At 55.8% G+C, this 24,512-nt stretch carries 25 protein-coding genes; 2 read left to right on the top strand and 23 right to left on the bottom strand.

Features of this window, described 5'->3' with window-relative positions:
* Nucleotides 1-148 precede the first annotated feature (148 nt).
* The 20 genes from CXIVA_RS07780 to CXIVA_RS07690 all read right to left on the bottom strand — a co-directional run bounded on the left by CXIVA_RS07780 (nt 149) and on the right by CXIVA_RS07690 (nt 15,968).
* Entirely contained in the window at nt 149-862 is a 714-nt protein-coding gene (locus CXIVA_RS07780; RefSeq protein ID WP_013977460.1) for a DUF1292 domain-containing protein, read from the bottom strand.
* A 279-nt stretch (nt 863-1,141) separates the two neighbouring features.
* Nucleotides 1,142-1,399: a heavy metal-associated domain-containing protein gene (locus CXIVA_RS07775; RefSeq protein ID WP_013977459.1), complete on the bottom strand. Its 258-nt coding sequence runs from the start codon at nt 1,397-1,399 to the stop codon at nt 1,142-1,144.
* Between the two features lie 30 nt (nt 1,400-1,429).
* A complete protein-coding gene (locus tag CXIVA_RS07770) occupies nt 1,430-1,729 on the bottom strand; it encodes a DUF2325 domain-containing protein (RefSeq protein ID WP_013977458.1) in 300 nt (99 codons plus the stop codon).
* Nucleotides 1,730-1,983: 254 nt separating this feature from the next.
* Nucleotides 1,984-2,589 (bottom strand): cytidylate kinase family protein, encoded by a 606-nt coding sequence (locus tag CXIVA_RS07765; protein WP_013977457.1) that lies wholly within the window; start codon nt 2,587-2,589, stop codon nt 1,984-1,986.
* Complete coding sequence (locus CXIVA_RS07760) at nt 2,586-3,950, bottom strand: hypothetical protein (RefSeq protein ID WP_013977456.1); 1,365 nt, start codon at nt 3,948-3,950, stop codon at nt 2,586-2,588. Before CXIVA_RS07760 ends, CXIVA_RS07765 begins: the two co-directional genes overlap by 4 nt.
* Nucleotides 3,951-3,971: 21 nt before the next feature.
* Entirely contained in the window at nt 3,972-4,745 is a 774-nt protein-coding gene (locus CXIVA_RS07755) for a class II glutamine amidotransferase (protein ID WP_013977455.1), read from the bottom strand.
* Between the two features lie 68 nt (nt 4,746-4,813).
* Nucleotides 4,814-5,740: an FAD-dependent oxidoreductase gene (locus CXIVA_RS07750; protein WP_013977454.1), complete on the bottom strand. Its 927-nt coding sequence runs from the start codon at nt 5,738-5,740 to the stop codon at nt 4,814-4,816.
* A 15-nt stretch (nt 5,741-5,755) separates the two neighbouring features.
* The gene (locus CXIVA_RS07745; protein ID WP_050979266.1) at nt 5,756-6,217 is read right to left on the bottom strand and encodes a M67 family metallopeptidase; all 462 of its coding nucleotides are present in this window, start codon (nt 6,215-6,217) and stop codon (nt 5,756-5,758) included.
* A gap of 82 nt (nt 6,218-6,299) precedes the next feature.
* Nucleotides 6,300-7,103 (bottom strand): molybdopterin-synthase adenylyltransferase MoeB, encoded by an 804-nt coding sequence (gene moeB, locus CXIVA_RS07740; protein ID WP_013977452.1) that lies wholly within the window; start codon nt 7,101-7,103, stop codon nt 6,300-6,302.
* Entirely contained in the window at nt 7,103-7,309 is a 207-nt protein-coding gene (gene thiS / locus CXIVA_RS07735; RefSeq protein ID WP_013977451.1) for a sulfur carrier protein ThiS, read from the bottom strand. The genes moeB and thiS overlap by 1 nt, the downstream gene beginning before the upstream one ends.
* Before the next feature lie 53 nt (nt 7,310-7,362).
* Complete coding sequence (locus tag CXIVA_RS07730; RefSeq protein ID WP_013977450.1) at nt 7,363-7,674, bottom strand: thioredoxin domain-containing protein; 312 nt, start codon at nt 7,672-7,674, stop codon at nt 7,363-7,365.
* A gap of 2 nt (nt 7,675-7,676) precedes the next feature.
* Nucleotides 7,677-7,922, bottom strand: coding sequence for a sulfurtransferase TusA family protein (locus CXIVA_RS07725; RefSeq protein ID WP_013977449.1), 246 nt, complete (start codon nt 7,920-7,922; stop codon nt 7,677-7,679).
* Entirely contained in the window at nt 7,915-8,775 is an 861-nt protein-coding gene (locus tag CXIVA_RS07720; protein ID WP_013977448.1) for a 4Fe-4S binding protein, read from the bottom strand. The genes CXIVA_RS07725 and CXIVA_RS07720 overlap by 8 nt, the downstream gene beginning before the upstream one ends.
* A gap of 15 nt (nt 8,776-8,790) precedes the next feature.
* Nucleotides 8,791-10,047 carry a PLP-dependent transferase gene (locus CXIVA_RS07715; RefSeq protein WP_013977447.1) on the bottom strand — a complete coding sequence of 419 codons (1,257 nt, stop codon included), beginning with the start codon at nt 10,045-10,047 and terminating at the stop codon, nt 8,791-8,793.
* 2 nt (nt 10,048-10,049) lie between these two features.
* Nucleotides 10,050-11,732: a GTP-binding protein gene (locus CXIVA_RS07710; protein WP_013977446.1), complete on the bottom strand. Its 1,683-nt coding sequence runs from the start codon at nt 11,730-11,732 to the stop codon at nt 10,050-10,052.
* A gap of 2 nt (nt 11,733-11,734) precedes the next feature.
* Nucleotides 11,735-12,637 carry a sulfate adenylyltransferase subunit CysD gene (gene cysD / locus CXIVA_RS07705; protein ID WP_013977445.1) on the bottom strand — a complete coding sequence of 301 codons (903 nt, stop codon included), beginning with the start codon at nt 12,635-12,637 and terminating at the stop codon, nt 11,735-11,737.
* A gap of 53 nt (nt 12,638-12,690) precedes the next feature.
* Nucleotides 12,691-13,002 (bottom strand): ferredoxin family protein, encoded by a 312-nt coding sequence (locus CXIVA_RS07700; RefSeq protein WP_013977444.1) that lies wholly within the window; start codon nt 13,000-13,002, stop codon nt 12,691-12,693.
* A complete protein-coding gene (locus CXIVA_RS07695; RefSeq protein WP_013977443.1) occupies nt 12,999-14,708 on the bottom strand; it encodes an adenylyl-sulfate reductase subunit alpha in 1,710 nt (569 codons plus the stop codon). Before CXIVA_RS07695 ends, CXIVA_RS07700 begins: the two co-directional genes overlap by 4 nt.
* A 243-nt stretch (nt 14,709-14,951) precedes the next feature.
* A complete protein-coding gene (locus CXIVA_RS13870; RefSeq protein WP_278244626.1) occupies nt 14,952-15,257 on the bottom strand; it encodes a substrate-binding domain-containing protein in 306 nt (101 codons plus the stop codon).
* A 45-nt stretch (nt 15,258-15,302) separates the two neighbouring features.
* Nucleotides 15,303-15,968 (bottom strand): LacI family DNA-binding transcriptional regulator, encoded by a 666-nt coding sequence (locus tag CXIVA_RS07690; protein ID WP_013977441.1) that lies wholly within the window; start codon nt 15,966-15,968, stop codon nt 15,303-15,305.
* A gap of 213 nt (nt 15,969-16,181) precedes the next feature.
* Here CXIVA_RS07690 and CXIVA_RS07685 point away from each other — a divergent pair, with 213 nt between their 5' ends.
* Both CXIVA_RS07685 and CXIVA_RS07680 read left to right on the top strand, forming a co-directional pair.
* Nucleotides 16,182-18,209, top strand: coding sequence for a PTS transporter subunit IIBCA (locus CXIVA_RS07685; protein WP_013977440.1), 2,028 nt, complete (start codon nt 16,182-16,184; stop codon nt 18,207-18,209).
* Nucleotides 18,210-18,220: 11 nt separating this feature from the next.
* Entirely contained in the window at nt 18,221-19,648 is a 1,428-nt protein-coding gene (locus tag CXIVA_RS07680) for a glycoside hydrolase family 32 protein (protein WP_013977439.1), read from the top strand.
* Nucleotides 19,649-19,778: 130 nt separating this feature from the next.
* Here the strand turns inward: CXIVA_RS07680 and hemL are convergent, their stop codons facing one another.
* The 3 genes from hemL to hemC form a co-directional block, all read right to left on the bottom strand.
* Entirely contained in the window at nt 19,779-21,041 is a 1,263-nt protein-coding gene (gene hemL / locus CXIVA_RS07675) for a glutamate-1-semialdehyde 2,1-aminomutase (RefSeq protein WP_041728747.1), read from the bottom strand.
* A 69-nt stretch (nt 21,042-21,110) separates the two neighbouring features.
* Nucleotides 21,111-22,079 (bottom strand): porphobilinogen synthase, encoded by a 969-nt coding sequence (gene hemB, locus CXIVA_RS07670; protein ID WP_013977437.1) that lies wholly within the window; start codon nt 22,077-22,079, stop codon nt 21,111-21,113.
* On the bottom strand, nt 22,076-24,487 hold the full coding sequence (hemC, locus tag CXIVA_RS13865; protein WP_083834986.1) for a hydroxymethylbilane synthase: 2,412 nt from the start codon (nt 24,485-24,487) through the stop codon (nt 22,076-22,078). Before hemC ends, hemB begins: the two co-directional genes overlap by 4 nt.
* Nucleotides 24,488-24,512 lie beyond the last annotated feature (25 nt).

The raw sequence follows: 24,512 nt of genomic DNA, 5'->3' as shown, positions 1-24,512 counted from the left end.
AAGTACCCGTTTCAAAAGCGCCGAGCCCGGCAATCCACCGGGTTCGGCGCTTTACTTAAAAAAAGCAGCCCCTGCCGGTATGCCGTCTTCAGACAGAACACCGACAGGGGCTGCTTTTTTCAGGGATTATGATTTTTCCGCCTGGGTTCTATTCCAGGGATTCGTCGTAGAAACGGTCTACTCTTTCATATTCTTCATCATCTTCAATATCGGCGATCTGCGGGGTTCCGTCCTCGTCTTCCCAGTAGTGCACAAAGATGATCTCCATTCCGCCGTCTTCATCCGCATGGGACATCACGCCGTACTGCCTGCCGTCTACTTCCATGACACGCATCAGCTCCAGTGAATCCGGCTCTCCGGCTTCATTTACAAAGTTAAAGGTAAGGGTCATCTCCGCGTCATCGCTCTGGGCTTCTTCAAAGGCTGCTTTTACTGCTTCCATTTCCTCGCCGTCTTCCAGGACTGTAAAATCCAGACTTCCGTCCGCCTGTTCATCACAGCGGGCAAAGAGGATCTCCATGGTGTCTTCGGCCTCATGGCCCAGTACCAGGTATGCCTGTTCCTCCAGCTCCAGCAGGGCCAGCAGGGAAAAGTCCGTGCTTTCTCCCTCTTCGTCTTCCATGGTCAGCCCGAATTCCGCTTCCTCATCGGACAGAATCGCCTGTATGTCCGCCATGGTCAGCCGCTCATCACCAGTCTCTGCTTCTTCATGGCGTTTGGCCACTGCCTGTTCAAAGGGTGTGCTGCTCTGCCCGAAACGCAGGTTCAGTTTGTTGCGGGCCGCAAATTCTCCCAGAATATCTCCATATGCGTTGGGATCTGTATCTTTTCCGCTGCCGTCGTTATCTCTGAATGTTGGCATAGTCTCTGTCTCCTTAAATTAAATCAGAATCTTTGTCATTTCCTGTCACAGTTGCTGCCGCCAGGCAGTTTTGTTCATTCTATCACAGATTTTCAGGAAAAAACAGAGATCCCGCAGGAAAAACACATTCCCGGGGGATCTCCATCTTTTCACAGAATCAAACGTCCCGTTTTCGGCACGGATCCATTCCTGCCGCTCCGCCGGGATTACCGGCGGCGGCTTATTCCTTCTGGCCGCCGAAGTTCCCGGCGGCGGATCATTTTCTCTAACCCGCCGGGATTACGAACGGCGAAACAACCCTTTTTTCTTTTCACAGCAGGCGGTCTCGGATGACAGGTAGTGATAGCCGGAAGCCTCGATCACTGCCTGGATGTCCGACGGATCCACCGGTTCCTCCGTATAAAACACGCTGGTTTTTTTCCTGCGGGAGGAACTGACTTTCTTTGCCGCGGGAAATGCCCGCCGGATCGCGTCATTGATATGGGATTCGCACATGCCGCATGCCATTCCCTCGATGTTTACTGTTGTCTGATACATAACTGTGTCACTTCTTTCTGTCTCGTAATATTAGATTGCCTTCTGCATGGAATCACCGGTATTTTCTGTCAGAATCTGTCGCAGCGATGCCAGGGAACTGGTATGGGACCGTACGACCATGGTGTCCGGGTGCGCCACATCCAGCGCGCATTTCACCATTTTATGGGAAACGGTATGGGTAAAGAGAATCAGAAGATCCGGGCTGCCGATCCGGCTTTCCAGACTGCCTCTGCACTTGCAGAAGACTTTTGCCCGACAGCCGTAGTCTCTGCACATATTCTTGTACTCGCGTTCCATTCGTTCATTTCCGCCGATGATTACCACACTCATTGTCTTCTCCTCTCAGTTAGTATAGTTTAACTCATAGTCAGAAAAAAAGTCATCCGCGATTCCGTCTGCATAGTGTTCTCCCTGCAGGCCTGCAGGGAATCCAACTGACCCGGTACGCATTCGCCGGATGCCTGATTTTCAAAAACGCACTTGTGTCTGCTCTGTTCTCCTCTATAGTTTAATACGACTAACTGTTATTGTCAACAACTAATTTGCGGCCTGCCACCTGTTTCACCGGTGTTACCGGTCCTGCTTTACTGCTCTTCGGTTTCCTGAAACACCCGGCAGATCACATCGACGCAGGTCTCAATTCCCAGGCGGCTGGAATTCAGGCACAGGTCGTAATTGGATACGTTTCCCCATTCCCTGCCGGTATGATAGTTGTAATTTGCCCGGCGTCTGGTGTCTTTTTCCTGAATTCTCTTCATGATGGGTGTCCTGGTCTCTCCATACTGCTCCAGGATCCGGGCGGCTCTCCAGTCTTTATCCGCATGAATAAAGACGGTCAGCACATCCTCCCGGTCTCCCAGCAGATAATCCGAGCAGCGTCCCACGATCAGGCTCGGCTGGCCGGAGGCGATTTCCCGGATGGCTTTACATTCCGCCTGGAACAGATAATCATTCACAGACTGTCCGCGGCTGTCCCTGCCGGCAAGATAATAAGACAGACGATTTCGCCCCGGCGAATACGTGTCATCCATCTGACGGACGAATTCCACCTCATAAGAGGCATAATCCGCGATTTTATGCAGCAGTTCCTCGTCGTAGTATTTCAGGCCCAGACGCTGTGCCACCGCTTTTCCGATGGTTCTCCCGCCGCTGCCGAACTCTCTGCCCATGGCAATATACTTTTTTTTCATCTCTGCCTCCCTGTCTGTCCGCCGGCTGCTTCTGCGCCTGCGGTATCCGCCGTGCCGGCTTTTTCACAGGCTTTCTGCTGCAGGCATTCCGCGAATTTCAGCCCCTGGGCCACGAAATATTCGCCGTATTCCCTGCGGAACCGCCAGGCGTAGCGGTTGTCCGCGTTTTCGAATTTGCTCTTCTGGAATGCCAGGATTTCCCGGATGTGGCCATCGGACTCCGCGTAAAATGCCTGCATCTCCTCCAGCAGTGCCAGTCCTGCACTTGCCACAGACCGCAGTCTGCCATCCATCCAGGTGATTTTTACTGTTTTCAGATCATAATGGGCCGCGTTTTTGAAATTCTGCGCGGCTTCCACCTGTTCCCGCATATTCAGCGGAATCCTCTCTTTCGCTGCCAGCCAGATCAGAAACAGCTGGGCAAATTCCACATCCCGGCAGTCGACGCCGCCGTATACAAAGGGATTCAGGTCAAACATCCGCAGTTCGATATGGTCTACGCCTTTTTCCTGCAGCCCTTCCAGGCTGTACTTACCCGGCGGTTTCAGGCGGATCGGATAATACAGTTCACGGGCTGCCGCCAGCAGGCCGCTGTTTACAAACTGGCGGATACTGCCGGTATACGCTTCCAGACTGTCATAACAGAAATAGGGTGTAAAGGAATTCCAATATCCCAGCTCGCTGCACCGTACCGAGGCCATGCCCACAAACTGGTCCACGCCGAAACGCCCCCGCTCAAAATAGGAGCTGTCCATGATCGGGCTGGCAGCCGTAAGCGCCACCAGAAGCCAGCCGAAGGCGGCGGCCTTTTCCGCCAGCTCCAGGTAGAACTGATTCACATAGTCCTGAAAGGAATGAACCGCTGCCGGCAGCTGCCCCTTCTTTCCGGCGATCTCATAGCTGACCTGCAGAAGTTCCCGGGAAAAGGAGTAGTTCACATGGATCCCGGAGAATGTCATCTTATACTTGCCGTAACGCTCGGCCAGGTATTCCCGGTATTTTGTGCCTTCTCCATCCCCGCCGCGGAAAATCGCGATGGGGATATCCGAATCCCGCCGGATATAAGGCGGATTGGAAAAGGGCCAGAGCAGCTCCCGCTCCGGCATGCCGCGCAGCTTCTGCTGAATCCGCTCATAATTGCTGTTGAGCAGATGCACTGCCTCCTGCGCGCTGTCCGCCACCGGAGTGTTGATCTCTGTCTGATTCTCGCTGAAATCCTTGACAATATACGGGTCATCCGGAAACGGATGCTCCGTCTGGGCCATATAGCCTTCTGTTGTGACCCGGAGACTTTCTTCCTCCAACCCGAAACGGCCCTGAAAAAGCAGATTCCGGACTGCCTGTTCTTCAATGTGCAGCATTCTGCCACCTCCTATCCGGTGTTAAAGCTCTGCGTAGGGCAGGAACAGATAACGGGTGTTTTCTTCCGTATCCTGGTATACATGTCCGTGGGACTTGCCTTCGTATACTTTGTTCCCCTCCCGGTAAACCAGAAGCCGGGTAAAAGGCACTTCTTCCCAGGGCTCCTTCGTCAGCGGGAGGGTGGAAAAATAAAGCCCTTCCCGCCGTCTGAGGCAGTGCAGCGTATGGGGATAATTGCAGTGGGCATAGTAATAGGTGCCGTCACTGAACATGAGGTTGATCTTGTTTCCCTCTGCCAGATCCCCGATCCACTGATCCAGCGACGCGAAGCGCTCTTCCGGCTTCGGCTCCCGGCCCATGGTTTCCCCGAGATGGTTGATTCTGTCGACCATGCCCAGAAGGATCCGCTCACTGTCGGCGCTTCCCCGCTGTACATAGAAGTAGCGGTCCAGGTCCGGATAGTCAAAAACCGTCCCGTTGTGCACCAGGGTCCAGGTATTGCCCCAGGCGTCTTTTTCAGAAAACGGATGACAGTTGGAATATTCCACATGGCCGACAGTGGCGTAACGGATATGGGCAAAGGCGCTTTTCACCACCAGGGACTCCTGCAGCCGGTAGTGCAGATAATCGCTTTTCAGCGCGTTTTCCGGTTCTTTTTCTATATTGACTTCGCTGCCGTTCATCACCGCCAGTCCCCATCCGTTCGGATGTTCATTGGCATGACGGTAGAACAGCTTCAGATAGCGGTTGATCTCTGCCTGATCCTTCAGGCAGACGCCGAATATTTCACACATAACTGTTTCTTTCCCTGCTGTTTCTTCTTATCATACTGCACTTATCATTGGTTTGTCTACGGTCTGTTTCAGCGGACTGCCGCCGGATCTCCCTGCAGGTAATCCATGGCTGCCGTGGCTGCGTTGGCTCCATCTGCCGCAGCGGTAACCACCTGGCGCAGACGTTTCCTTCGGATGTCTCCGGCCACAAACAGACCGGGCACTTCTGTGGCTCCGGACTCTCCGGCAGTCACATAGCCTTCTTCCACCGAAAGCGGCAGACCGGCCAGATAATCCGTCACCGGGAGGGTTCCCACTGCCACAAATACTGCCTGGACCGGAAGATCTTCCGTGGTGCCGTCCCTGCGCTTCACCCGGATTCCTTCCACCAAGGAATCTCCCAGAATGGCTTCCGGCGTCTGGTTTAACCGAAGGGTAATCTTTTCCTCCGCCCGCAGCGCGTCAGTGCGTTTTCCGGGAGCGCGGAACCCTTCCCTGCGGTGAATCAGTGTGACGCTGCGGCAGAATCCCGCCAGAAACAGGGCATCTTCCACCGCAGTGTCGCCGCCGCCGATAACTGCCACATCCTGGTCCGCGAAGAACGCGCCGTCACACACCGCGCAGTAGGACACCCCTCTGCCCAGCAGTTCCCCTTCCCCGGGGATTCCAAGCTTCCGGGGCACCGCGCCGGTCGCGGCAATCACCGTCTTTGCCTGCAGCGAATCCCCTTTGTGCAGAAGGACCTCAAAATGGTCCTCCTGTCTCCGTATGGACTCCACGATTCCCATCTGAATCTTCGCGCCCAGTTCTTCTGCCTGGGTTTTAAACTGTTCGCCCAGATCCCCGCCCGCAATCCGTCCGGTACCCGGGTAATTTTCCACCTCATTGGCGGAAGTAATCTGTCCGCCGCCCCAGCCGTCCTGCTCCAGCACCAGGAAATCCAGTCCGCCCCGTGCGGCATATATCGCAGCTGAGAGGCCGGCTGCGCCGGCTCCGATAATGATCAGGTCTAACATATGCAATCCTCTTTTCTACTCTGCTTCCTTCTGAAAGGGAACCGCGGCTTCTGCGTCTGTTCCGGTGATTACCAGTTCTTCCGCCGTCACCGCATCTCGGTTTTCGATGTGAAAGGATCGAAGCACCGGTTCCTTGTCTTTTAATGATAGTATCATATAACTGGCCCTGCTGTCATATGCAAGTCGCCGGTCTTCCGCGCTGGGGCGGGACGGCGTATCCGGATGGCTGTGCCAGTTGCCCAGCAGGGTCCATCCCTGTGCCCGCATGTCTTTGACCGCCGCCAGCTGCTCCTTGGGATCCAGGGTAAAATGAATCCGGCTGTGCTCCGTATTGGTCAGCAGGTACACCTGTTCCACCCGTTTATTTCCTTCGCTGTCGATCCGGCCGCCCAGAAGCCCGCAGGCTTCTTCCGGATAACAGGCCGCGGCCCGTTTCAGCAGTTTTCTGTATTCTCCATATGGCAACAGTATTTTCATATGCTCCTCTTTCTGTACGGAAAAAGCGCCGGAGCCGATGCTCTGACGCTTGTTTCGTGTCTGTTTCTGTATCGCCGGACCCTTAAATTCCATCGCATTCCGTCTGCTCGTAGTCAATCAGCTCTGTAATGGTGGGATGATCGCTGCAGATCCCGCAGTCAGGGTCTTTCGGCAGACGGATGGTACGGATGTTATTGGTCAGCGCATCATAAGTCAGCAGTTTGCCGGTCAGCAGTTCTCCCGCTCCGGTCAGATATTTGATGGCTTCCATCGCCTGCAGGCATCCGATGACGCCGGCCATGGCGCCGATGACGCCGGCCTGTTTGCAGGTGGGCACCGCATCTGCCGGCGGCGGATTCTTGAATACGCAGCGGTAGCAGGGGCCTTCGCCCGGCACATACGTCATCAGCTGACCTTTAAAACGAATGATTCCCGCATGGCAGAAGGGTTTTCCAGCCATGACGCAGGCATCGTTGATCAGGAATTTCGCCGGGAAGTTATCGGTACCGTCCAGGATGAAGTCATAATCTTTGATGATCTCCATGATATTGTCGGAAGCGATGAAATCATGGTAGGTCACCACTTCCACATCCGGATTGATGGCCTGCATGGTTTCTTTGGCGGATTCCACTTTCGGTTTGCCGATATCCGCGGTGGTATGAATGACCTGACGCTGAAGATTGGACAGATCCACCTCATCCGCATCCGCGATACCGATTTTGCCCACACCGGCAGCTGCCAGATAAAGAGCGGCAGGAGCGCCCAGTCCGCCGGCGCCGATGATCAGCACCGACCCGTTTAAGAGTTTCTTCTGGCCTTTGACGCCTACCTCCTGCAGAATAATATGTCTGGAATAGCGTTCCAGCTGTTCATTTGTAAATCCCATCAGCGGCCGCCTCCCATGAAATACAGGAATTCCACTTCATCGCCGTCCTTCAGCTTAAAGCTGTCAAATTCCTCGCTTTTTACAAATTCATCATTTACCGTCACGGATACGTACAGCGGATTGTCCACATCCTCTGCCTCGATCAGTCCCCGTACGGTCAGTCCCTCGTCATAGTCCTTCTTGCTGCCTGCTACGATCAGTTTCATCTTGTTCTCCTTCTATATATCCGGCAGAGCCTCTGCCTGTCTGTGTTTTCGGGCTACTGTGCCAGCAGCTGATCCAGTTCCTCTTCGGTGATCACGCCTCTGTGCCGGCCTTTCTCCTCTCCTTCCGAAAAGAGAATCAGTGTCGGTGCCGCCTGGATCCCGTATTTTTTTGCCAGGCCCGTATTCTGTCCCAGATTCACACGGGCAAATACCGTATCCTCTCCATGGACTTCCTCTGCCCGGCTGATCAGGGGCGCAACCCGCCGGCAGGGCACGCAGCCGTCCTTGTAGAAATCAACCAGTACCTGTTTTTCCTGTTTCTGAAGGAACGCGTCAAATTCTTCCTCTGTGAGCCGTACTGCCATCGCTACTCACCCACTTTCTCAACAATCAGATCATAGGTACCGTCTTCGTTGTTTGTTAATTTCAGGATCCTGTGTCCCTCTTCCTTGATGCTGCGGGGTACATTCTGCACCGGCTCGCCGTCATTCATATGGATGGAAAGGATCTGTCCCTCATCCAGCTCTTCCAGGGCAACCTTTGCCTTCACAAAGGTCACGGGACAAACCACATCCGTGATATCCACCGTATCGTCTATTTTATAATCAGCCATGATATGCCTCCTTGATTTTCTCCTGAAAGGAATCCCATCCGACCCGCTCCAGGCATTTGGCGAACCGTTCGCTGGGTTTTGCATTCTGCGCGAAGAATTCAATCGCTGTGTCTGTAATGCGGAACAGGGTGTCTTCCCCATGTACAATCGGCAGAAGCTCCCTGCCCTTTTTGATACTATTGCCGAAGGTGCCGCCGAAAGACAGGATATACCCGCCTTCTCCCTTCCACGCATCTGTGGGACAGGACCGGACGCAGCGGCCGCAGTGGTTGCATTTGGATTCGTCCAGAAGGACTTCGGTCTCTGTTACCCGGATGGCTCCTTCCCGGCATGCCTTTTCACAGACGCCGCAGAAAATGCAGCTGTCCTTTTCCCAGGTAACGGTCTCTCCGCCTTTGATTCCCACGTCATTTTCCTCTGCCTTCAGGCAGTTGTTCTGACAGCCGGTAATGCCGAATTTGAATTTGTGGGGCAGTTCCCGACCGAAATACCGGGCGTCAATCTTTTTCGCCAGTTCATAGGTGTCAAAGCATCCGCTGGCACAGCACTTCCCCCCCTGACAGGCTGTAACGGTACGCACCCGGGGACCGCATACGCTGGTGGGTACGCCGCCCGCTTCCAGGTCTTTTTTGATGTCTTCAATATCTTCTAATTTTACAAAAGGGATCTCAATGCCCTGTCGCGCGGTCAGGTGCACATATCCATCGGCGTACTTGTTGGCGGCTGCCACAATTGCCTCCAGCTGCTCAGTGGTCACGGTACCGCCCACGACTTTCAGACGCATGGAAAATGTGTCTTTCTGTTTCTGGCGCATAAAGCCGCCTGCTTTCAGCGCTCCATAATCTACTGCCATAGATCTGTTCTCCTTTTACTCTTCTGCAGATAATGCCTGATCGAAATCCGCGATCAGATCCCGGATATCTTCAATTCCCACACTGATGCGAATCTGGTCATCATACACACCTGCTGCCTGTTTTTCCTCTTCACTGGAATGAGCAAAAATCGTTGACGACGGATGCACCACCAGTGTTTTCGTATCTCCTATATTAGAAACATTCCATGCATAATTCAAATGATTTATGACGGAAAACGCTTTTTTCTTGCTGCCTACACGGATCGTAAGGATGCCGCCGGCCATGCCATCCGCGAACTGTTTCCGGACCAGCTTGTAATCCGGATGGCTGCGCAGTCCCGGATAGACCACCGCGGATACGTGCGCGCAGGCGTCCAGATACACGGCCAGCTGTTCCGCGTTCTCACAGATCCGCTTCATCCGGAGGCTCAGGGTCTCCAGTCCCGCGATATTGGCATAGGCCGTCACCGGGGACAGGCAGGCGCCGATGTCCCGCCAGATCACATTCCGCAGGCGGGCGGTAAAGGCGCCTTTTCCGTATTTCTGATAATCGCCCAGCACCCGGAATTTTTCACTGCGGAAATCAAAGGACGCGCCGTCCACGATTACGCCGCTGATGGCGCTGCCGTTGCCGTTGATGTACTTCGATGAGGAATGGACCACAATGTCCGCGCCCAGTTCCAGCGGCCGGACCAGTGCGGGTGTGGCCACCGTATTGTCCACAATCAGCGGGATTCCGAAGGCATGCACCGTATCTGCCAGTCCGCGGATGTCAATGATGTTCAGCTTCGGATTGCCGATGGTCTCCACCAGCACGGCCTTTGTGCTGTCACTGACCAGCTGTTCCATGGCTGCCCGGGAAAAATCGGAGGTATACACCGTGCGAATGCCAAAGGCTTCCAGGTCTCGGAACAGATCTATGGTTCCGCCGTACAGCCCCGTGGACGCGATGATCTCGTCCCCGCTTTTCAGCAGCGTCAGAAGGGTCATGGCAATGGCTGCGGACCCCGAGGAACAGGCGGTGGCAAACATGCCGTGCTCTGCCTTGATCATACGGTTTTCAAAATTATTGACGGTTGGATTGCCGATTCTGGAATAGGCGAATCCGCCGGCTTTGTTGGCGAAGATCCGTTCCAGCTCCTCTGCCGTCTGATGGGCAAAGGCGCTGGTCTGAAAGATGGGCGGCATGGTGGAGCCCAGGAAGTTCGACGGATCGTAGGCGCCATGCAGCATCAGACTGTCCAGTTCCGGTTTGTTCTGCTTCTCTTCCATAATTACAGTACCCAGTTATTGCTGTTGAAGATGACACGCCGATAGGTTTCAAAACGCATCCATTTCTCCATGAATTTCTGCTGATCCATTCCGCGGAAATCAGCCAGGAATTCCTTCAGGTCATCCGCGGATTCGATCCGGATGGAAAATCCGTTTTCATTCACAGTCGGCAGTCCGATAAACTGATACTCCGACAGGGGAATGACATCGAACACCCTGCCGTCCCGGATCTGTACCACATGCTCGGTGGGAAGGGCCAGGATATCAAAGTAAGGCGGATACTGATAGCTTTCGCCGGACAGGGGGAAGGTGTCTCCCACCTGATAAATCTGCTTCTGCGCCTGAATATTGTCGACGCCGCTGTGTTTTTCATTGTAGAAATATTCGTCAAAGAGGGAGATCCTTGCGGAATGCTCTCCTTTTTCCACACGGGTGCTGTCGTCTTCTTCATCGGTGAGCTCTTCCACTACACCGCAGGCAGAAGTCATATTGGAAATCCGGTCAATCAGGATCAGTTCTCCCAGTGTCCTGTGTTTCCGGAACAGATCCACCGGAATCTCCTCATCCAGCACAATGCTGCACAGGGCGATCTCATTTTTCACCAGGCTCATAACCTTGACTTTATCCCCGGTATTGATATCGGTCTTGTAAATGATCTCCTTGACACGGCCGGCAATCTTGCGGGTGCCCAGGCGCACGAAGAAATCTCTGCCCTCTTCCAGCACGGTATCATCCATCCAGAGGATTGTCGCCAGGAAGGAACGGGCGGTACCGATATCCGCTCCCCGTGTCAGGACACTGCCCCGGGACACATCCACTTCCCGATCCAAAGTCACGGTCACCGGCTGGTCCGTCACTGCCTGGTCGGCAGATCTGTCGCCCACCAGGATTTCTTTGATGTGAGCCTTTTCTCTGCTTGGCAGAACCGTCACTTCCTCGCCTGTTCTGATTTCACCGGATTCCACCTGTCCCTGGAATCCGCGGAAGGTGTGATCCGGACGGCAGACCCGCTGAATCGGCAGGTAAAAGCCCTTTTCCTCGTGTTCCGTCACGTCTACATTTTCCAGATATTCCAGGATCGGTTCTCCCTCATACCAGGGCATGTTTTCGGAAGATTTGGTGATATTGTCGCCTTCCCGGGCGGACACCGGAATGATTTTCACATTTTTTAACTGCAGTTCCTCTGCCAGTTCCCGGATCTGCTCCGCAATTCCGCGGAAGGTGTCCTCCCGGTAATCGGCCAGATCCATTTTGTTGATGGCAAAGACAAAGTAATTGATTCCCATCAGCGCGCAGATTCTGGCGTGACGCCGGGTCTGCACCAGCACACCCTTGGTGGCATCCAGCAGGATGACGGCCAGATCCGCGAAGGAGGCGCCGACCGCCATATTTCTGGTGTATTCTTCGTGACCCGGGGTATCTGCCACGATAAAGGAGCGGTGGTCGGTGGTAAAATAACGATAGGCCACGTCAATAGTAATGCCCTGTTCCCGCTCTGCCATCAGGCCGTCCAGCAGCAGGGAATAATCAATGGCGCCGCCGGAAGATCCCACTTTGGAATCCAGCATCAGTGCCTTTTCCTGATCGGCAAACAGCAGCTTCGCGTCATATAAGATATGGCCGATCAGTGTGGACTTTCCGTCATCCACACTGCCGCATGTAATGAATTTCAGTAAATCGTTCATGTCTAGAAGTACCCCTCTCTTTTGCGTTTTTCCATACTTGCCGCTCCGCCGTCCCGGTCGATGACACGGCTGGTACGCTCGGATTCCACTGCGGACAATGTCTCTTCGATGACTTCGTCAATGGTTGTGGCCTGAGACTCAATGCCGCCGGACAGCGGATAACAGCCCAGGGTACGGAACCGCACCATTTTCATTTCCGGCTTTTCTCCCGGTTTTAAGCGCATCCGGTCATCATCCACCATGATCAGCTGGCCGTCCCGCTCCACCACCGGTCGCTCCGCCGCGAAATACAGCGGTACGATGGGGATGTTTTCCCGTTTGATGTACTGCCAGATATCCGTTTCCGTCCAGTTGGAAATCGGGAAGACACGGATGGACTCGCCTTTGTTGATCTCTGTGTTGTACAGCTTCCACATCTCCGGACGCTGGTTTTTCGGGTCCCAGGCCTGTTCCGCGTTCCGGAAGGAGAAAATCCGTTCCTTGGCACGGCTCTTCTCCTCGTCCCGGCGTCCGCCGCCGAAGGCCGCGGTGAATCCGTATTTTTTCAGGGCCTGCTTCAGGGCCTGGGTTTTCATGATGTCCGTATAGGCCGCCCCGTGGTCAAAGGGGTTGATCCCCTGTTTTACCCCTTCTTCGTTGATGTATTCCAGCATTTCGATGCCCAGCTCTTTCGCGGTTTTGTCCCGGAATTCGATCATTTCCTTAAATTTCCATGTGGTATTTACATGCAGGAAGGGAAACGGCGGTTTCGCCGGATAAAAAGCCTTCATCGCCAGATGCAGCATCACCGATGAATCCTTGCCGATGGAATACAGCATCACCGGCTTCTCACACTCCGCCGCCACTTCGCGGATGATGTAGATGGCTTCTGCCTCCAGTTCGTCCAGATGCGATAATCTGCTCATAATGTGTTACTCCTCTCTATGCCGTCAGCGGCATGTGCGGGATCTCCCGCTGTCTAGTATTTATTGGAACTGGTCCGGTCGATCTCTATGGTTTTGAACAAACCGTCCGGATGATAGAATTTCCAGTCAAGATACTGTCCTCTGCGTTCTGCTTTCATATAGGTGTCTCCGCCGCCCATATCTTTCCCCAGGAAAAACTCAATGGCCCCCGCGGGACACTCTTTCAGGCAGGAGGCGCATCCCCAGCAGTCCGCCGGATAGAGGATTTCCGCCTTTTCCCTGTTCATGGCAATCAGACTGCCGGGACAGACTTTTTCGCAGCGGCCGCATCCGACACACTGATTTCTGTCGATTCGAATACTCATACCTGCGCCTCCTCTGCTTTGAGATCATACACGCCCCGGCGGGCTGCCAGCGGTCTGGCAATGATATGGATCTCGCCGTCTTTCCAGACGGAATTGATATACTTCCGGTAATGGGCGTCATCCTGGGCAGGATGGCTCTCATTCTCCGCAAAACAGTGCCAGCGGGTCTCTTTTCTTGCCTTCAGATGGGCGATGACCACCCGGGCCACAGTCAGCCGTTCCCGCACTTCCTGAAATCTGGTGAACTCCTGCATGCCGCGGCATTTCACCCGGTCCAGCTGATCCGTCAGTTCGCGGATCTTTTCGTCTGCCGTCTCCAGGGATTCCTCCGTAAAGCCGTAGTCTGTACGGATTCCTCCGGCATACCGGTCCATCACATCCTGCATGGCCGCTTCCAGCTGATCCGGTGTCAAAACCTCGCTTTCCGGTGTGTCCTCCGGCATCCGATGGGCTTCCACCGCTTGTATCAACTTCTGCTCCAGATCTCCGGGCAGTGCCGCTTCCGGAAGCTCCGGAAGGTCCGAAAGGACGGACAGAGCTGCCAGTTTTCCCTCTGCCAGCGCGCCGGTGACATACTTCTGGGGACATCCGCCTGCCACATCGCCGGCCGCGTAAAGTCCCGGAAGCGTGGTCCTCCGTCCGTTATCGATCCAGTAGCCGCTGGCGGTATGGCCGCCGACGATGTAGGGCTCGGTTCCCTCGATTTCTACATTTTCCTGACTGGCATCCTTTCCGGAGGCTTCCCATTTCAAAGTCTGGGAAGGAGCCATATTTAAGTACGCCCGTTCCAGGTCTTCCGCCTGTTCCCGGGAAATCCCCCTGGTCCGCAGGTAACATGGCCCCCGCCCGGCCCGGTTCTCCGCCACGGTTCCCCAGACACGCTGAGAAGTGGTCAGACCGTACCGGTCCTCGTAAACCTCTCCCAGCCTGTTGACCTGCTTTGCACCGACTCCCTGGGCGATGGTTCCCGTCGGTGCAATGGTATCTTTGCAGCGCAGGGCAATGAAGCGCATCTCAAAAGTAGTCATTTCCGCGCCGGCACGAATGCCCATCGCATAGCCCGCGCCGGTATTAAAGGGACTGTACCACATTTTATGTCTGGAAAATCCCGGATGGTTTGGTTTATAGATGCCGGAAGCGCCTCCGGTGGCCACCAGTGTGGCCCGGGCGCTGATCAGATAGAGCACTTTCTGCCGCACATCATTGCCGCAGGCGCCGGTCACCCTGCCATCCGTCAGAATCAGGTCTGTGATATTCACCCGATTGTAAACGGTGACATTTTTCAGCTGACGCACCGCCTTTGCCAGCAGCGGTTTGAAATTCTCCCCGTTGATCTTCAGGTTTCTGGTGCCGCGGCTGACATATTTGCCGTTTTCATCTTTCAGGATCACCAGACCCAGCCGTTCCATCTGCTCCGTTACTTCGTTCAGATTCTCGCTCATGGATAAAAGCAGGTCCTCCCGGGCAATCCCGTGGGCGTCTTTCACCGCATAATCCACGTAGTAGTCCGGCGTATGTCCCTCTGTGATATAGGCGTTCAGCGCGTTTACGCCTGCTGCCAGACAGCCGCTGCGCTCGATGTCTGCCTTCTCCGCAATGACCACCCGCAGGTCCGGACGCTTCTGTGCAATTGTCAGTGCCGCGTAGCATCCCGCGGTACCTCCGCCGATAATCAGGAAATCGGCTGTAATCTTCTCTGTCTTCATGGTTTTCCTCGGATCTTCTGCATCCTCTGTACGGATTGTGTTTTTGTTTGCCTACTAAGTTAGTGTATTTAATAGGCTTTAATTGTCTTTCATTATACCTGACCGCCTGCAAATGTCAACTGATTTTTCCGATCTCTCTGATTTTTCTCACGCCCTGTGCGGCAGAATATTTTTCTCCAGTAAAAAAGCTGCCCCGGAGGGAACGGTTGTTCCTCCCCGGGGCAGCTGCCCGAATCTGTTTTATTATGACAAAATTTCAGTTTCTTCTTTCTCCTGCCGGCGGGTCGACTGATGCACCCGCACGTCAATGCCGAGTTTTACGGATTTTGACAGGGCCTGGCCTTTGTGCTTCATCAGATCCTGCAGCATGCACCCGGCTTCGTAGCCCTGCTCCTCATAATAGTAATGCACGGTGGTCAGTTCCGGTATGGCAGCTTTGGCAAAATTGCTGTCTCCGAAGCCCGCGATCTGAATCTGTGCCGGAATCTCCGCATGGATCTCATGCAGATAGCGCAGGGCGCCGCAGGCAATGGTATCCGTGGCGCAGATCAGGGTATCAATATCCCTATGGGCCTCCAGCAGGGCTCTGGCTTTCTAATACCCGGACTGCAGGTCGAAGCCGGAAGTGATCTCGTACCCTTCCGGTATCCGGATCCCTGCTTCCGCAAGGGCATCCAGCACCCCCTGCCGGCGGTTGACGCCCACCGCCTGGTCCTGTTCGTTGACCCGGATCATGCCAAAGACCGTCCCGGTATCCCGGACATGGGCGCCCAGCTCATACCCCGCCAGATAATCGTCGGAATAAACGCAGGGGTAACCGGGGATATTCTGGGCCAGGATCACCAGCGGCACACTGCAGTCCTCCAGTTCTCTGCGGTGTTCTGCCGTAAATACCGTCCCCATGAGAATCAGTCCGTCCACCTTGTCTTCCTTGAACACGCGGAGGCTTTTCACCTCTTCTTCCTCATGATTGTCGGTACAGGCCAGCAGCATGTGATAGCCGGTCCCCGCCAGGCTTCTGTGAATGCCGCTGACCATCTGGGCAATGGAATCGGAATTGATCTTCGGTATGACCACGCCGATGTAGTTGGTCCGCTTGCTCCGCAGTGTCTGGGCCGGCGCCGACGGCACATACCCCGTTTCCTCAATAATCTGTCCGATTTTCTCCCGATTGGCCGCACTGACATAACCGTGATTCAGATACCTGGATACCGTTGCCCTGGATACGCCGGCCATCTTTGCGATCTCATTGATTGTCATGCTGTCTCTCCCTGCCTTTCAGCAATATTACTAAATTAAAAGTTGTATTTTCGTAACAACTATCAATTTACCAAAACTCGGATTATCGCTATAATTTGTATTATCATATATGGGAACGATTTCACACAAGTTTCTTTTTTATTTTGCACCTTTTAGCAACGATTACATCTGTTATTTGTGTAATCAGTTTCATATTCTTCAGGGAGGAACGTTATGAATTACAGAACATCTGCCGCGGATGTGCTCAAGGCGGTCGGCGGCAAGGAAAACGTGGTGTCCGCTGCCCACTGCGCCACCCGGCTGCGCCTTGTCATCGCGGACAACAGCAAGCTGAACAAAGACGCCGTGGAGGCGGCCGAGGGAGTCAAAGGCTGCTTTGAGGCCTCCGGGCAGATCCAGGTGATCTACGGAACCGGAATTGTCAATCATGTCTTTGATGAATTTATCGCCCTGGCAGGGATCGAAGGCGGTTCCAAGGACGATGTCAAGGCTGCCGCTGCCCAGAAGCAGAATATTTTCCTGCGGGGCATCAAGACCCTGGGCGATATCTTTGTGCCGATCATCCCGGCCATCGTAGCCAGCGGTCTTCTGAACGGTATCCTGGGCGGTCTGGCCGCAGCCATTCCTTCCATTACCGACAGCAGCCTGTACAGCATCATCAATCTGTTTGCCGGCGCCGCGCTGGCCATGCTGCCGATTCTGATCGCCATCAGCGCCGCCAAAAAATTCGGCGGCAACCAGTTCCTGGCGGCTGTTATCGGCTTTATCATGATTCACCCGAATCTGATCAACTCCTGGAGTGTATCCGCCCTGAAAGAAGCGGGCAAGACCATTCCCACCTGGAGTGTCTGGTTCGGGCTCTTCCATGTGGACCAGGTCGGTTACCAGGGACATGTGATCCCTGTGATTATCGCCATTTTCCTGATGTGCGTCCTTGAGAAAAAACTGCACAAAATCGTCCCGGCCATGCTGGACCTGTTTGTCACCCCTCTGGTAACTGTCCTGGTGACCGGCTATCTCACCATGACCATCATCGGCCCCGTATTCTCCACTGTGGAAGGATGGGTACTGGACGGCGCCCAGGCGCTGATCGGCCTGCCCTTTGGCATCGGCGGCATCATCATCGGCGGCGTCTACGCGATTACCGTAGTCGCAGGCCTGCACCATATGTACAATATGATTGAAGCAGAGATGTGCTCGATGGCCACTCCTATGAATACCTGGATGCCCATTGCCACTGCCGCAAATGTGGGGCAGGGCGCAGCTGCCCTTGCCGTAGGCATCAAGTCCAAAGACCAGAAAATCAAATCCATGGCTATGCCGGCTTCCCTCTCCGCTTTTCTGGGAATTACCGAGCCTGCCATCTTCGGTGTCAATATCCGGTTCATGCGTCCGTTTGTCGCCGGCTGTATCGGCGGCGCTGCCGGCGGTTTTGTGGCCGCAGTCAGCGGAATCTACGCCAATGCCTATGGAATCACCGGTCTGTTTGGTTTCCTGATTACTACCAAATTCGCTACCACCTACGCGCTGGTGATGGCCGTTTCCTTTGTGGTGGCCTTCCTCATCTCTTTCATCCTGTACCGGGATCCGGCAAAAGACGGCAGTGCCGCAGCAGCCGATCCCACAGCAGCAGAAAACACAGCCGATGACACGGAAGCTTCCCTTTCCGACCCTTCTGCTTCTGACGCGTCACTTTCCGGCGAATCCGCCGGCCGTCCGTCTGAAGATGCCGCCTCCGCTCCTGCCGCATCTGTCTATGCTTCCTATGAAGAAGGCCTCCTGCTGACGCCCATCAAAGGGGAGGTCATCCCCCTGTCCGAAGTCCCGGACGAAACCTTCTCCCAGGGCTTCTTAGGCGCCGGCGTCGCCATTCTACCGGAGGAAGGCGCTGTATACGCGCCGGCAGACGGCACCCTGTCCATGCTGTTTGACACGAAGCACGCGGTGGGCATTACCACCACAGACGGCATCGAACTGCTGATTCATATCGGCATTGACACCGTACAGCTGGAAGGCAGGTATTTCACTGCCCACAAAAAACAGGGCGATCCGGTCAAAGCCGGCGACCTGCTGATTTCCTTTGATATTCCGAAAATCACAGAAGCCGGATACCCGCTGGCCACTCCGGTACTGGTGGCAAATCCCGACGATTTCGCTTCTGTCACACCGGAACCCCTGGGACACAGAAATGCCATGGAGCCGATTCTCCGGGTGGAGAAAAAAGCGCCCGCCGCGTCCTGAGGAGGTCTGCCATGATTACACCCCGTTATCGTCATCATTTTCATCTGCTTCCGCCCGCAGGGTGGCTGAATGACCCCAACGGAAGCTGCTGGTGGGGGGACCGCTGCCACATCTTTTTTCAGTACGCGCCGGATTCCCCCCACGGCAGCGGCAGCAAATGCTGGGGACACTACACATCCCGGGATCTGATCCGGTGGGACTACGAAGGCATTGCCGTGGCGCCGGATTCTCCCTACGACTGCAGCGGCGCCTACTCCGGCACCGCTTACACCGGATCCGGCAGTCTGGAGCTGTTTTACACGGGAAATGTCAAGCACCCCGGAAACTACGACTATATCAACGAAGGCCGCGGCCATAATGTCCTGTATCTGAAAAGCGCGGACGGCCTGTCCTTTTCCCCAAAAGAAGTTCTGCTGACCAACGAAGACTATCCGGCTGCCATGAGCTGTCATGTGCGGGATCCAAAAGTCTGGCAGGCGGACGGCTGCTGTTATCTGCTGCTTGGAGCCCGTACCAGAGACTCCCAGGCCGCGCTCCTGCTCTACCGGTCGTCCGACCGGAAACACTGGACCCTGGCCCGGGATATCCGGCCGGAAGCCCCCTTTGGCTATATGCTGGAATGTCCGGATTACTTTTCCTGCGGCGAATCGGAAGTTCTGGCCTTCTGCCCCCAGGGAATTCCCCAGGGCACGGAAAAATTTCAGAACATCTATTCCTCCGGTTATCTGATCCTTCCGGAAGGGGCCCTGACCGATGCCCCATCGGACACGTTAAACAAGTGTCTCCTTCCGGACCGTTTTCAGGAATGGGATCAGGGATTTGACTTTTACGCGCCCCAGACCTTTTCCCTTCCCGACGGGAGACGGGTTCTGATCGGCTGGGCCGGTGTGCCGGATGCGCCCTATGACAATCTGCCGGCAGTCGCGGAAGGCTGGCAGCATTCCCTGACACTGCTCCGGGAGCTTACCGTCACCCCGGACCGTATTCTTCAGTACCCGATCCGGGAGCTGGAGGCCCTGCGGCAGGCGCCGGTTTCCTGTCCTCTGGAAAAACAAACGGTGCTGACTCCCGGCTTTTCCTTCGATCTGGAACTGGAGCGCCGGACGGCGCTGGCACAGCAGGCCTTTACCCTGCGGTTTTCCTCGGACCTGGTCCTGACCTTCGCGGAGGGAATGCTTTCCCTGCGTTTTCTGAACAACACCGGCCGCGGACGCACCATCCGCCATGGGGTCTGCCCGCAGGTGCGGGAACTGCGGATCCTCATGGATGCCTCCCTCCTGGAAATCTATGTCAACCGCGGAGCCCTTGTCTTTACCACCCGCTGGTATCCAGAGAATGCGCGGGGCGTCCTCCTGGCTTCTGACGGCGGTTTCACGGGAACCCTCTGGCCCATGGCGGACAGTATCCGCTGCGATGCGCCTCTCCCGCACAACGGATGAAAACGTTGTCACCCCTGGTTTTCCTGCCTTTCCGGAATATATGTACAAAAAATCCCGTGCGTTCGGGGCTGTGATTTCCGAACACACGGGCAAATGTAAAAATTTTTCTTTGATTTTGCTGCAGCTTTTCTCAGTTCTCCAGAGTGCGAATCGCTTCCACCGTACGCTCCAGATCCTCATCCGTATGGGCGCAGGACACAAACATGGCTTCAAACTGACTGGGTGCCACATAAATTCCATGGGACAGCATATGCGAGAAATACCGGGCGAATGCCTCCGTATCGCAGGTCTGTGCCGTACGGTAATCCGTCACCGGTCCCTCCGAGAAAAACACCGAACACAGGGAGCCCACGCGGTTTACCTGCTTTCCGGCCGCGCGAAAAGCGGCTTCCAGCCGCGCCCCTTTTTCATCCAGCTCCCGGTAAATCTCCGGATTTTCCTTTAAAATCTTCAGTGTTTCCAGTCCTGCGGTTACCGCCACCGGGTTGCCGGACAGGGTACCGGCCTGATACACAGATCCTGCCGGCGCAACCACCTGCATGATCTCTTTTTTTCCACAGTAAGCCGCCAGAGGCATTCCGCCCCCTACGATCTTTCCAAGGGTCACCAGGTCAGGCGTTACCCCGAAACAGGCACCAGCACCGCCGTAAGCCAGACGGAATCCGGTGATGACTTCATCAAAAATCAGAAGCGCGCCGTACCGCTTCGTAATCTCCCGCAGAAATGCCAGAAATCCTTCTTCCGGCGGAACCACGCCCATATTAGCGGCCACCGGCTCCACCAGCACCGCAGCGATTTCCCCGCCCTGTTCCGCAAAGAGACGCTCCACAGAATCCCGGTCATTGTATTCCGCCTGCAGCGTGTACTGCACATAGCCTTCCGGCACACCGCTGCTGTCCGGAACCGCCTCGGTCAGCAGGCCGCTGCCGGCTTTTACCAGGAGTCCGTCGCTGTGGCCGTGATAATTGCCGGCAAATTTCACGATTTTATTCCGTCCGGTATAACCCCGGGCGGCCCGCACCGCGCTCATCACCGCTTCCGTCCCGCTGGAAACCAGCCGTACCTGTTCAGCCGCCGGCACTGCATCCACAATCATCTCCGCCAGCTCTGTCTCCAGTACGGTCGGCGCCCCGAAGGTCAGCCCCTGCTCGCAGACCCGCTGTACCTCATGAATCACCCAGGGATGGGCGTGGCCCAGAATATTCGGGCCCCAGGAGCATACATAGTCAATATATTCATTTCCGTCCATATCATAGATATGGGAGCCTTCTGCCCGGCTGATAAACAGCGGATCCTGTCCCACGGCGCGAAAGGCCCGCACGGGACTGTTGACTCCCCCCGGGATCACCTGCTGTGCCCGGATAAATTCCTTCTTGGAACAATCTGTCTTCAAATTCTCCACCTCTCTTCCCGGCGCACGCCAAGTGCACGCGTTCCGGGATTCTCTCTCTCTGCGTTCCGCTTAGTTTTCTTCCTGCAGCCAGCGGGCTACATCCAGCGCGTGATAGGTGATAATCCGGTCGGCGCCGGCCCGTTTCATGGCTGTCATATTCTCCAGCACAATCCGCCGTTCATCGATCCAGCCGTTTTGGGCCGCTGCCTTGACCATGGCATATTCGCCGGAGACATTATAAGTTACAATTGGTACAGAAACCTGCTCTCTGGCTTCTCTCAGAATGTCCAGGTATGCCAGCGCCGGCTTTACGATAATCATATCCGCCCCTTCTTCCAGGTCATCCTGAATCTCCCGCATGGCTTCCCTTCCGTTGGCCGGATCCATCTGATAGGATTTCCGGTCGCCGAAATGGGGGGCGGATCCCGCCGCGTCACGGAACGGGCCGTAATAGCCGGAGGCATATTTCGCGCTGTAGCTTAAGATCGGTACCTGCGACAGATCCGCCGCGTCTAACGCTTCGCGAATCGCCGCCACGCGGCCGTCCATCATATCCGAAGGCGCCACGATATCCGCGCCGGCCTGTGCGGCAGTCACAGCCATACGGGCCAGCAGGGGCAGGGTCGCGTCATTTAAAATGGTTTCTCCCTGCACCAGACCGCAGTGTCCGTGGGACGTATATTCACACAGGCAGATATCCGCGATAATCAGCAGCTGCGGATAATTTTTCCGGATATAGCGGATCGCTTCCTGAACCACCCCATGGGGATCGTAAGCGCTGCTTCCTTCCGGGTCTTTATGCGCCGGAATGCCAAACAGCAGCACTGCAGGAATTTTTAATTCGGTCAGCTCATCCAGAATCTCATGCACCCGGTCCAGCGAATACTGATACACCTGCGGCATGGAAGGAACCGGGTTTTTGATATTTTCTCCCTCTTCAATAAACAGCGGATAGATCAAATCCTGCGCTGTTACCCGGTTTTCCCGGACAAACTCTCTCATTTTTTCTGACTGTCTCAGTCTGCGAAAACGTCTCATGGTGTCTGTTTCCTCCTGTCTGCTTCCATATCCCTCTGTATTACTTCCACCAGCCCCTCTGCCGTATGCACCCGCGGCACCAGACACCTGCCGGTATTATACGGCAGAAGTGCCTTTCTGGTGCTTTCTCCGATGCACACCGGACAGGCAGTGCCGATAGATCCATAGTTTTCAAAATAAGCCCGCACCCCGGAGGCGCTGGCAAATACGATATAATCCCGGTCTGCCCTGCTTCCTTTCAGAATCCGCGGCTCCCTGCAGGTCCGGTATATCGGAATATCCGCGTAAGCAGTGCCGGCCCGGTCCAGTCCGGTATTCAGATCCGGCGAGCCGTGCGCTGCCCGCAGAATCAGTACCCGTTCCCCGGCAGCCAGCACCTCCGGCAGCTCCCGGCCGAGGCATTCCGCCGTGTACGCGGAAGGCACAAAATCCGCCAGGATGCCGTTTTTCCGCAGGCTTCCGGCTGTCCCGCTGCCGATGCAGGCAAATTTGACCGCGGAAAGCCTGCGGATATCTGTATTTCGCCGGCGCAGCTGATCAAAGAAAATCTCCACCCCGCTGCTGCTGGTGAATACAATCCATTGATAAGCGGTCAGATCCTCCGGCACGCGTTCCCCCGCCGGAAGGATCCGCAGGCAGGGCAGCAGCTCGGTATCTGCTCCAAGCTCCGCAAGCCTGGCTTCCAGTTTTCCGGCAAACGCCGCAGTCCCTGTTACCGTGACCCCGACTCCCTGCAGCGGCCGCCGGACCGTTCCTTCCATGTGAAATCCTGCCGTATCCCCGATCACAAGCACCGCCGGTGTCCGGGCACCGGACGCCTTTTCCGCAATGGTGCCCAGGGTGGCGGTATAGCGGCGTTCCCCTGCTTCAAATCCCTGAGAAATCACCGCAGCCGGCGTATCCGCCGGTTTCCCCTGACGCATCAGTTCCCCGGTGATCTGCGGCAGGCGTCCCAGTCCCATCAGAAACACCAGCGTACCGTCCAGCTGCGCCAGGGCGCTGTAATTTTCTTCCCGGTCCGAGGCGGAATGCCCGGTTATCACGGTAAAGGACTGCGCCGTCTGACGATGGGTCACCGGAATCCCCCCATGCTCCGGCACCGCCACAGAAGATGTGATGCCCGGTATCACTTCATAGGGAATCCCCGCTTCCTGCAGGGCCAGGATTTCTTCGCCGCCCCGGCCGAAGACAAAGCTGTCTCCTCCTTTGAGCCGGACCACCCGGTATCCCTTCCCGGCTTCCTCCACCAGCAGCTGATTGATCTCTGCCTGTTTCCAGCTGTGTCTGCCGCTCCGTTTGCCCACATAGATCCACCGGCAGTCCGCAGGGGTCTCCATCAGAAGCCCCCCGTCCGCCAGATCATCATAGACCGCCACTTCTGCCTGGCGGAGGGCACGCAGGCCTTTTACGGTGATCAGGTCCCTGCCGCAGCCGGCGCCCACCAGACAGACCGAGCCGGTCTGCCGCAGCAGTTCATCCGCCACTTCCCTGCAAAGACGCGGATACTCCGCGTACCGTCCGGTCCGCACCGCACGGCGTCCGCCGAAAAATCCCTGCAGGGTCAGCTGTTCCTGTCCGGCATCTGACGCTTCCCCGGCTTCCATCCTTTCCCCGGATTTCATACTTTCCCAGGCGTTCCCCTTTTCCGAAGATCCCGCGGCGGCAGACACCTCGGCCCGCACGCCCACAGGCATGGAACAATCCGCCTGCAGCATCTGAAACAGACAGCGCTCCGCGGTAAAGCGCTTCCAGCTCCGCGGATCCGACAGTTTCCGCAGCGCTGCGCAAAGCGCTTCATCCTCTGCCCGGCATTCCACTGCCAGGATTCCCTGGCAGGGCGCCGGCAGCATTTCCGACGGTTCCAGCACCCGGCAGTCATAGGCCGACAGATCCGCTTTCAGCCGGTTCAGTCCCGCCCGGGCCAGAATCACCGCATCATAGCTTCCTTCAGACAGTTTCCTGAGCCTGGTGTCCACGTTGCCCCGAATCTCCGCAAATTCAGCCCCTGGGAAAAGCGCCCGTCCCTGGGCCACACGCCGCGGGCTCCCGGTGCCGATCCGCGGATGTTCCGGCAGTTCTTCGCCCTTTCTGGAAACCAGGCAGTCTCTGCCGTCTTCGGCAGCCGGCACGCCGCCGATCACCATCCCTTCCATCAGCCGGTAAGGCAGGTCTTTGCCGGAATGCACCGCCAGGTCCGCCTCCCCGCGCAGGAGCATCTGCTCAATCTCCGAAACGAAGAGTCCGCTGCCGCCGATCTGTGTCAGCGGACTCTTCCGGTCCCGGTCTCCGTGTGTGGTGACGGTCTTAAGCTCCACCGTGTATCCAAGCTGTTCCAGGGCATGTCTGACCTCTTCTGCCTGCGCCAGGGCCAGACGGCTGCTTCTGGTGGCCAATCGAATCCTTCTCATAAAATCTCTGCTCTCCTGCTCTTGT

Source organism: Clostridium sp. SY8519 (genome assembly GCF_000270305.1).
GTDB lineage: Bacteria > Bacillota > Clostridia > Lachnospirales > Lachnospiraceae > SY8519.
The sequence above is the reverse complement of the archived record's forward strand: the minus strand, read 5'-3'. Positions and strand labels throughout refer to the sequence as shown.

Coding starts and splice junctions, on each gene's coding strand:
- thiS (WP_013977451.1), bottom strand. CDS start 7,309: ATGAAACTGATCGTAGCAGGCAGCAAGAAGGACTATGACGAGGGACTG.
- CXIVA_RS07750 (WP_013977454.1), bottom strand. CDS start 5,740: ATGTTAGACCTGATCATTATCGGAGCCGGCGCAGCCGGCCTCTCAGCT.
- CXIVA_RS07680 (WP_013977439.1), top strand. CDS start 18,221: ATGATTACACCCCGTTATCGTCATCATTTTCATCTGCTTCCGCCCGCA.
- CXIVA_RS07730 (WP_013977450.1), bottom strand. CDS start 7,674: ATGGCAGTACGGCTCACAGAGGAAGAATTTGACGCGTTCCTTCAGAAA.
- CXIVA_RS07720 (WP_013977448.1), bottom strand. CDS start 8,775: ATGGCAGTAGATTATGGAGCGCTGAAAGCAGGCGGCTTTATGCGCCAG.
- CXIVA_RS07760 (WP_013977456.1), bottom strand. CDS start 3,950: ATGCTGCACATTGAAGAACAGGCAGTCCGGAATCTGCTTTTTCAGGGC.
- moeB (WP_013977452.1), bottom strand. CDS start 7,103: ATGGGATTTACAAATGAACAGCTGGAACGCTATTCCAGACATATTATT.
- CXIVA_RS07770 (WP_013977458.1), bottom strand. CDS start 1,729: ATGAGTGTGGTAATCATCGGCGGAAATGAACGAATGGAACGCGAGTAC.
- CXIVA_RS07725 (WP_013977449.1), bottom strand. CDS start 7,922: ATGGCTGATTATAAAATAGACGATACGGTGGATATCACGGATGTGGTT.
- CXIVA_RS07780 (WP_013977460.1), bottom strand. CDS start 862: ATGCCAACATTCAGAGATAACGACGGCAGCGGAAAAGATACAGATCCC.
- hemC (WP_083834986.1), bottom strand. CDS start 24,487: ATGAGAAGGATTCGATTGGCCACCAGAAGCAGCCGTCTGGCCCTGGCG.
- CXIVA_RS07745 (WP_050979266.1), bottom strand. CDS start 6,217: ATGAAAATACTGTTGCCATATGGAGAATACAGAAAACTGCTGAAACGG.
- CXIVA_RS07700 (WP_013977444.1), bottom strand. CDS start 13,002: ATGAGTATTCGAATCGACAGAAATCAGTGTGTCGGATGCGGCCGCTGC.
- cysD (WP_013977445.1), bottom strand. CDS start 12,637: ATGAGCAGATTATCGCATCTGGACGAACTGGAGGCAGAAGCCATCTAC.
- CXIVA_RS07710 (WP_013977446.1), bottom strand. CDS start 11,732: ATGAACGATTTACTGAAATTCATTACATGCGGCAGTGTGGATGACGGA.
- CXIVA_RS07715 (WP_013977447.1), bottom strand. CDS start 10,047: ATGGAAGAGAAGCAGAACAAACCGGAACTGGACAGTCTGATGCTGCAT.
- CXIVA_RS07685 (WP_013977440.1), top strand. CDS start 16,182: ATGAATTACAGAACATCTGCCGCGGATGTGCTCAAGGCGGTCGGCGGC.
- hemB (WP_013977437.1), bottom strand. CDS start 22,079: ATGAGACGTTTTCGCAGACTGAGACAGTCAGAAAAAATGAGAGAGTTT.
- CXIVA_RS07765 (WP_013977457.1), bottom strand. CDS start 2,589: ATGAAAAAAAAGTATATTGCCATGGGCAGAGAGTTCGGCAGCGGCGGG.
- CXIVA_RS07695 (WP_013977443.1), bottom strand. CDS start 14,708: ATGAAGACAGAGAAGATTACAGCCGATTTCCTGATTATCGGCGGAGGT.
- CXIVA_RS07775 (WP_013977459.1), bottom strand. CDS start 1,399: ATGTATCAGACAACAGTAAACATCGAGGGAATGGCATGCGGCATGTGC.
- CXIVA_RS07755 (WP_013977455.1), bottom strand. CDS start 4,745: ATGTGTGAAATATTCGGCGTCTGCCTGAAGGATCAGGCAGAGATCAAC.
- CXIVA_RS07690 (WP_013977441.1), bottom strand. CDS start 15,968: ATGACAATCAATGAGATCGCAAAGATGGCCGGCGTATCCAGGGCAACG.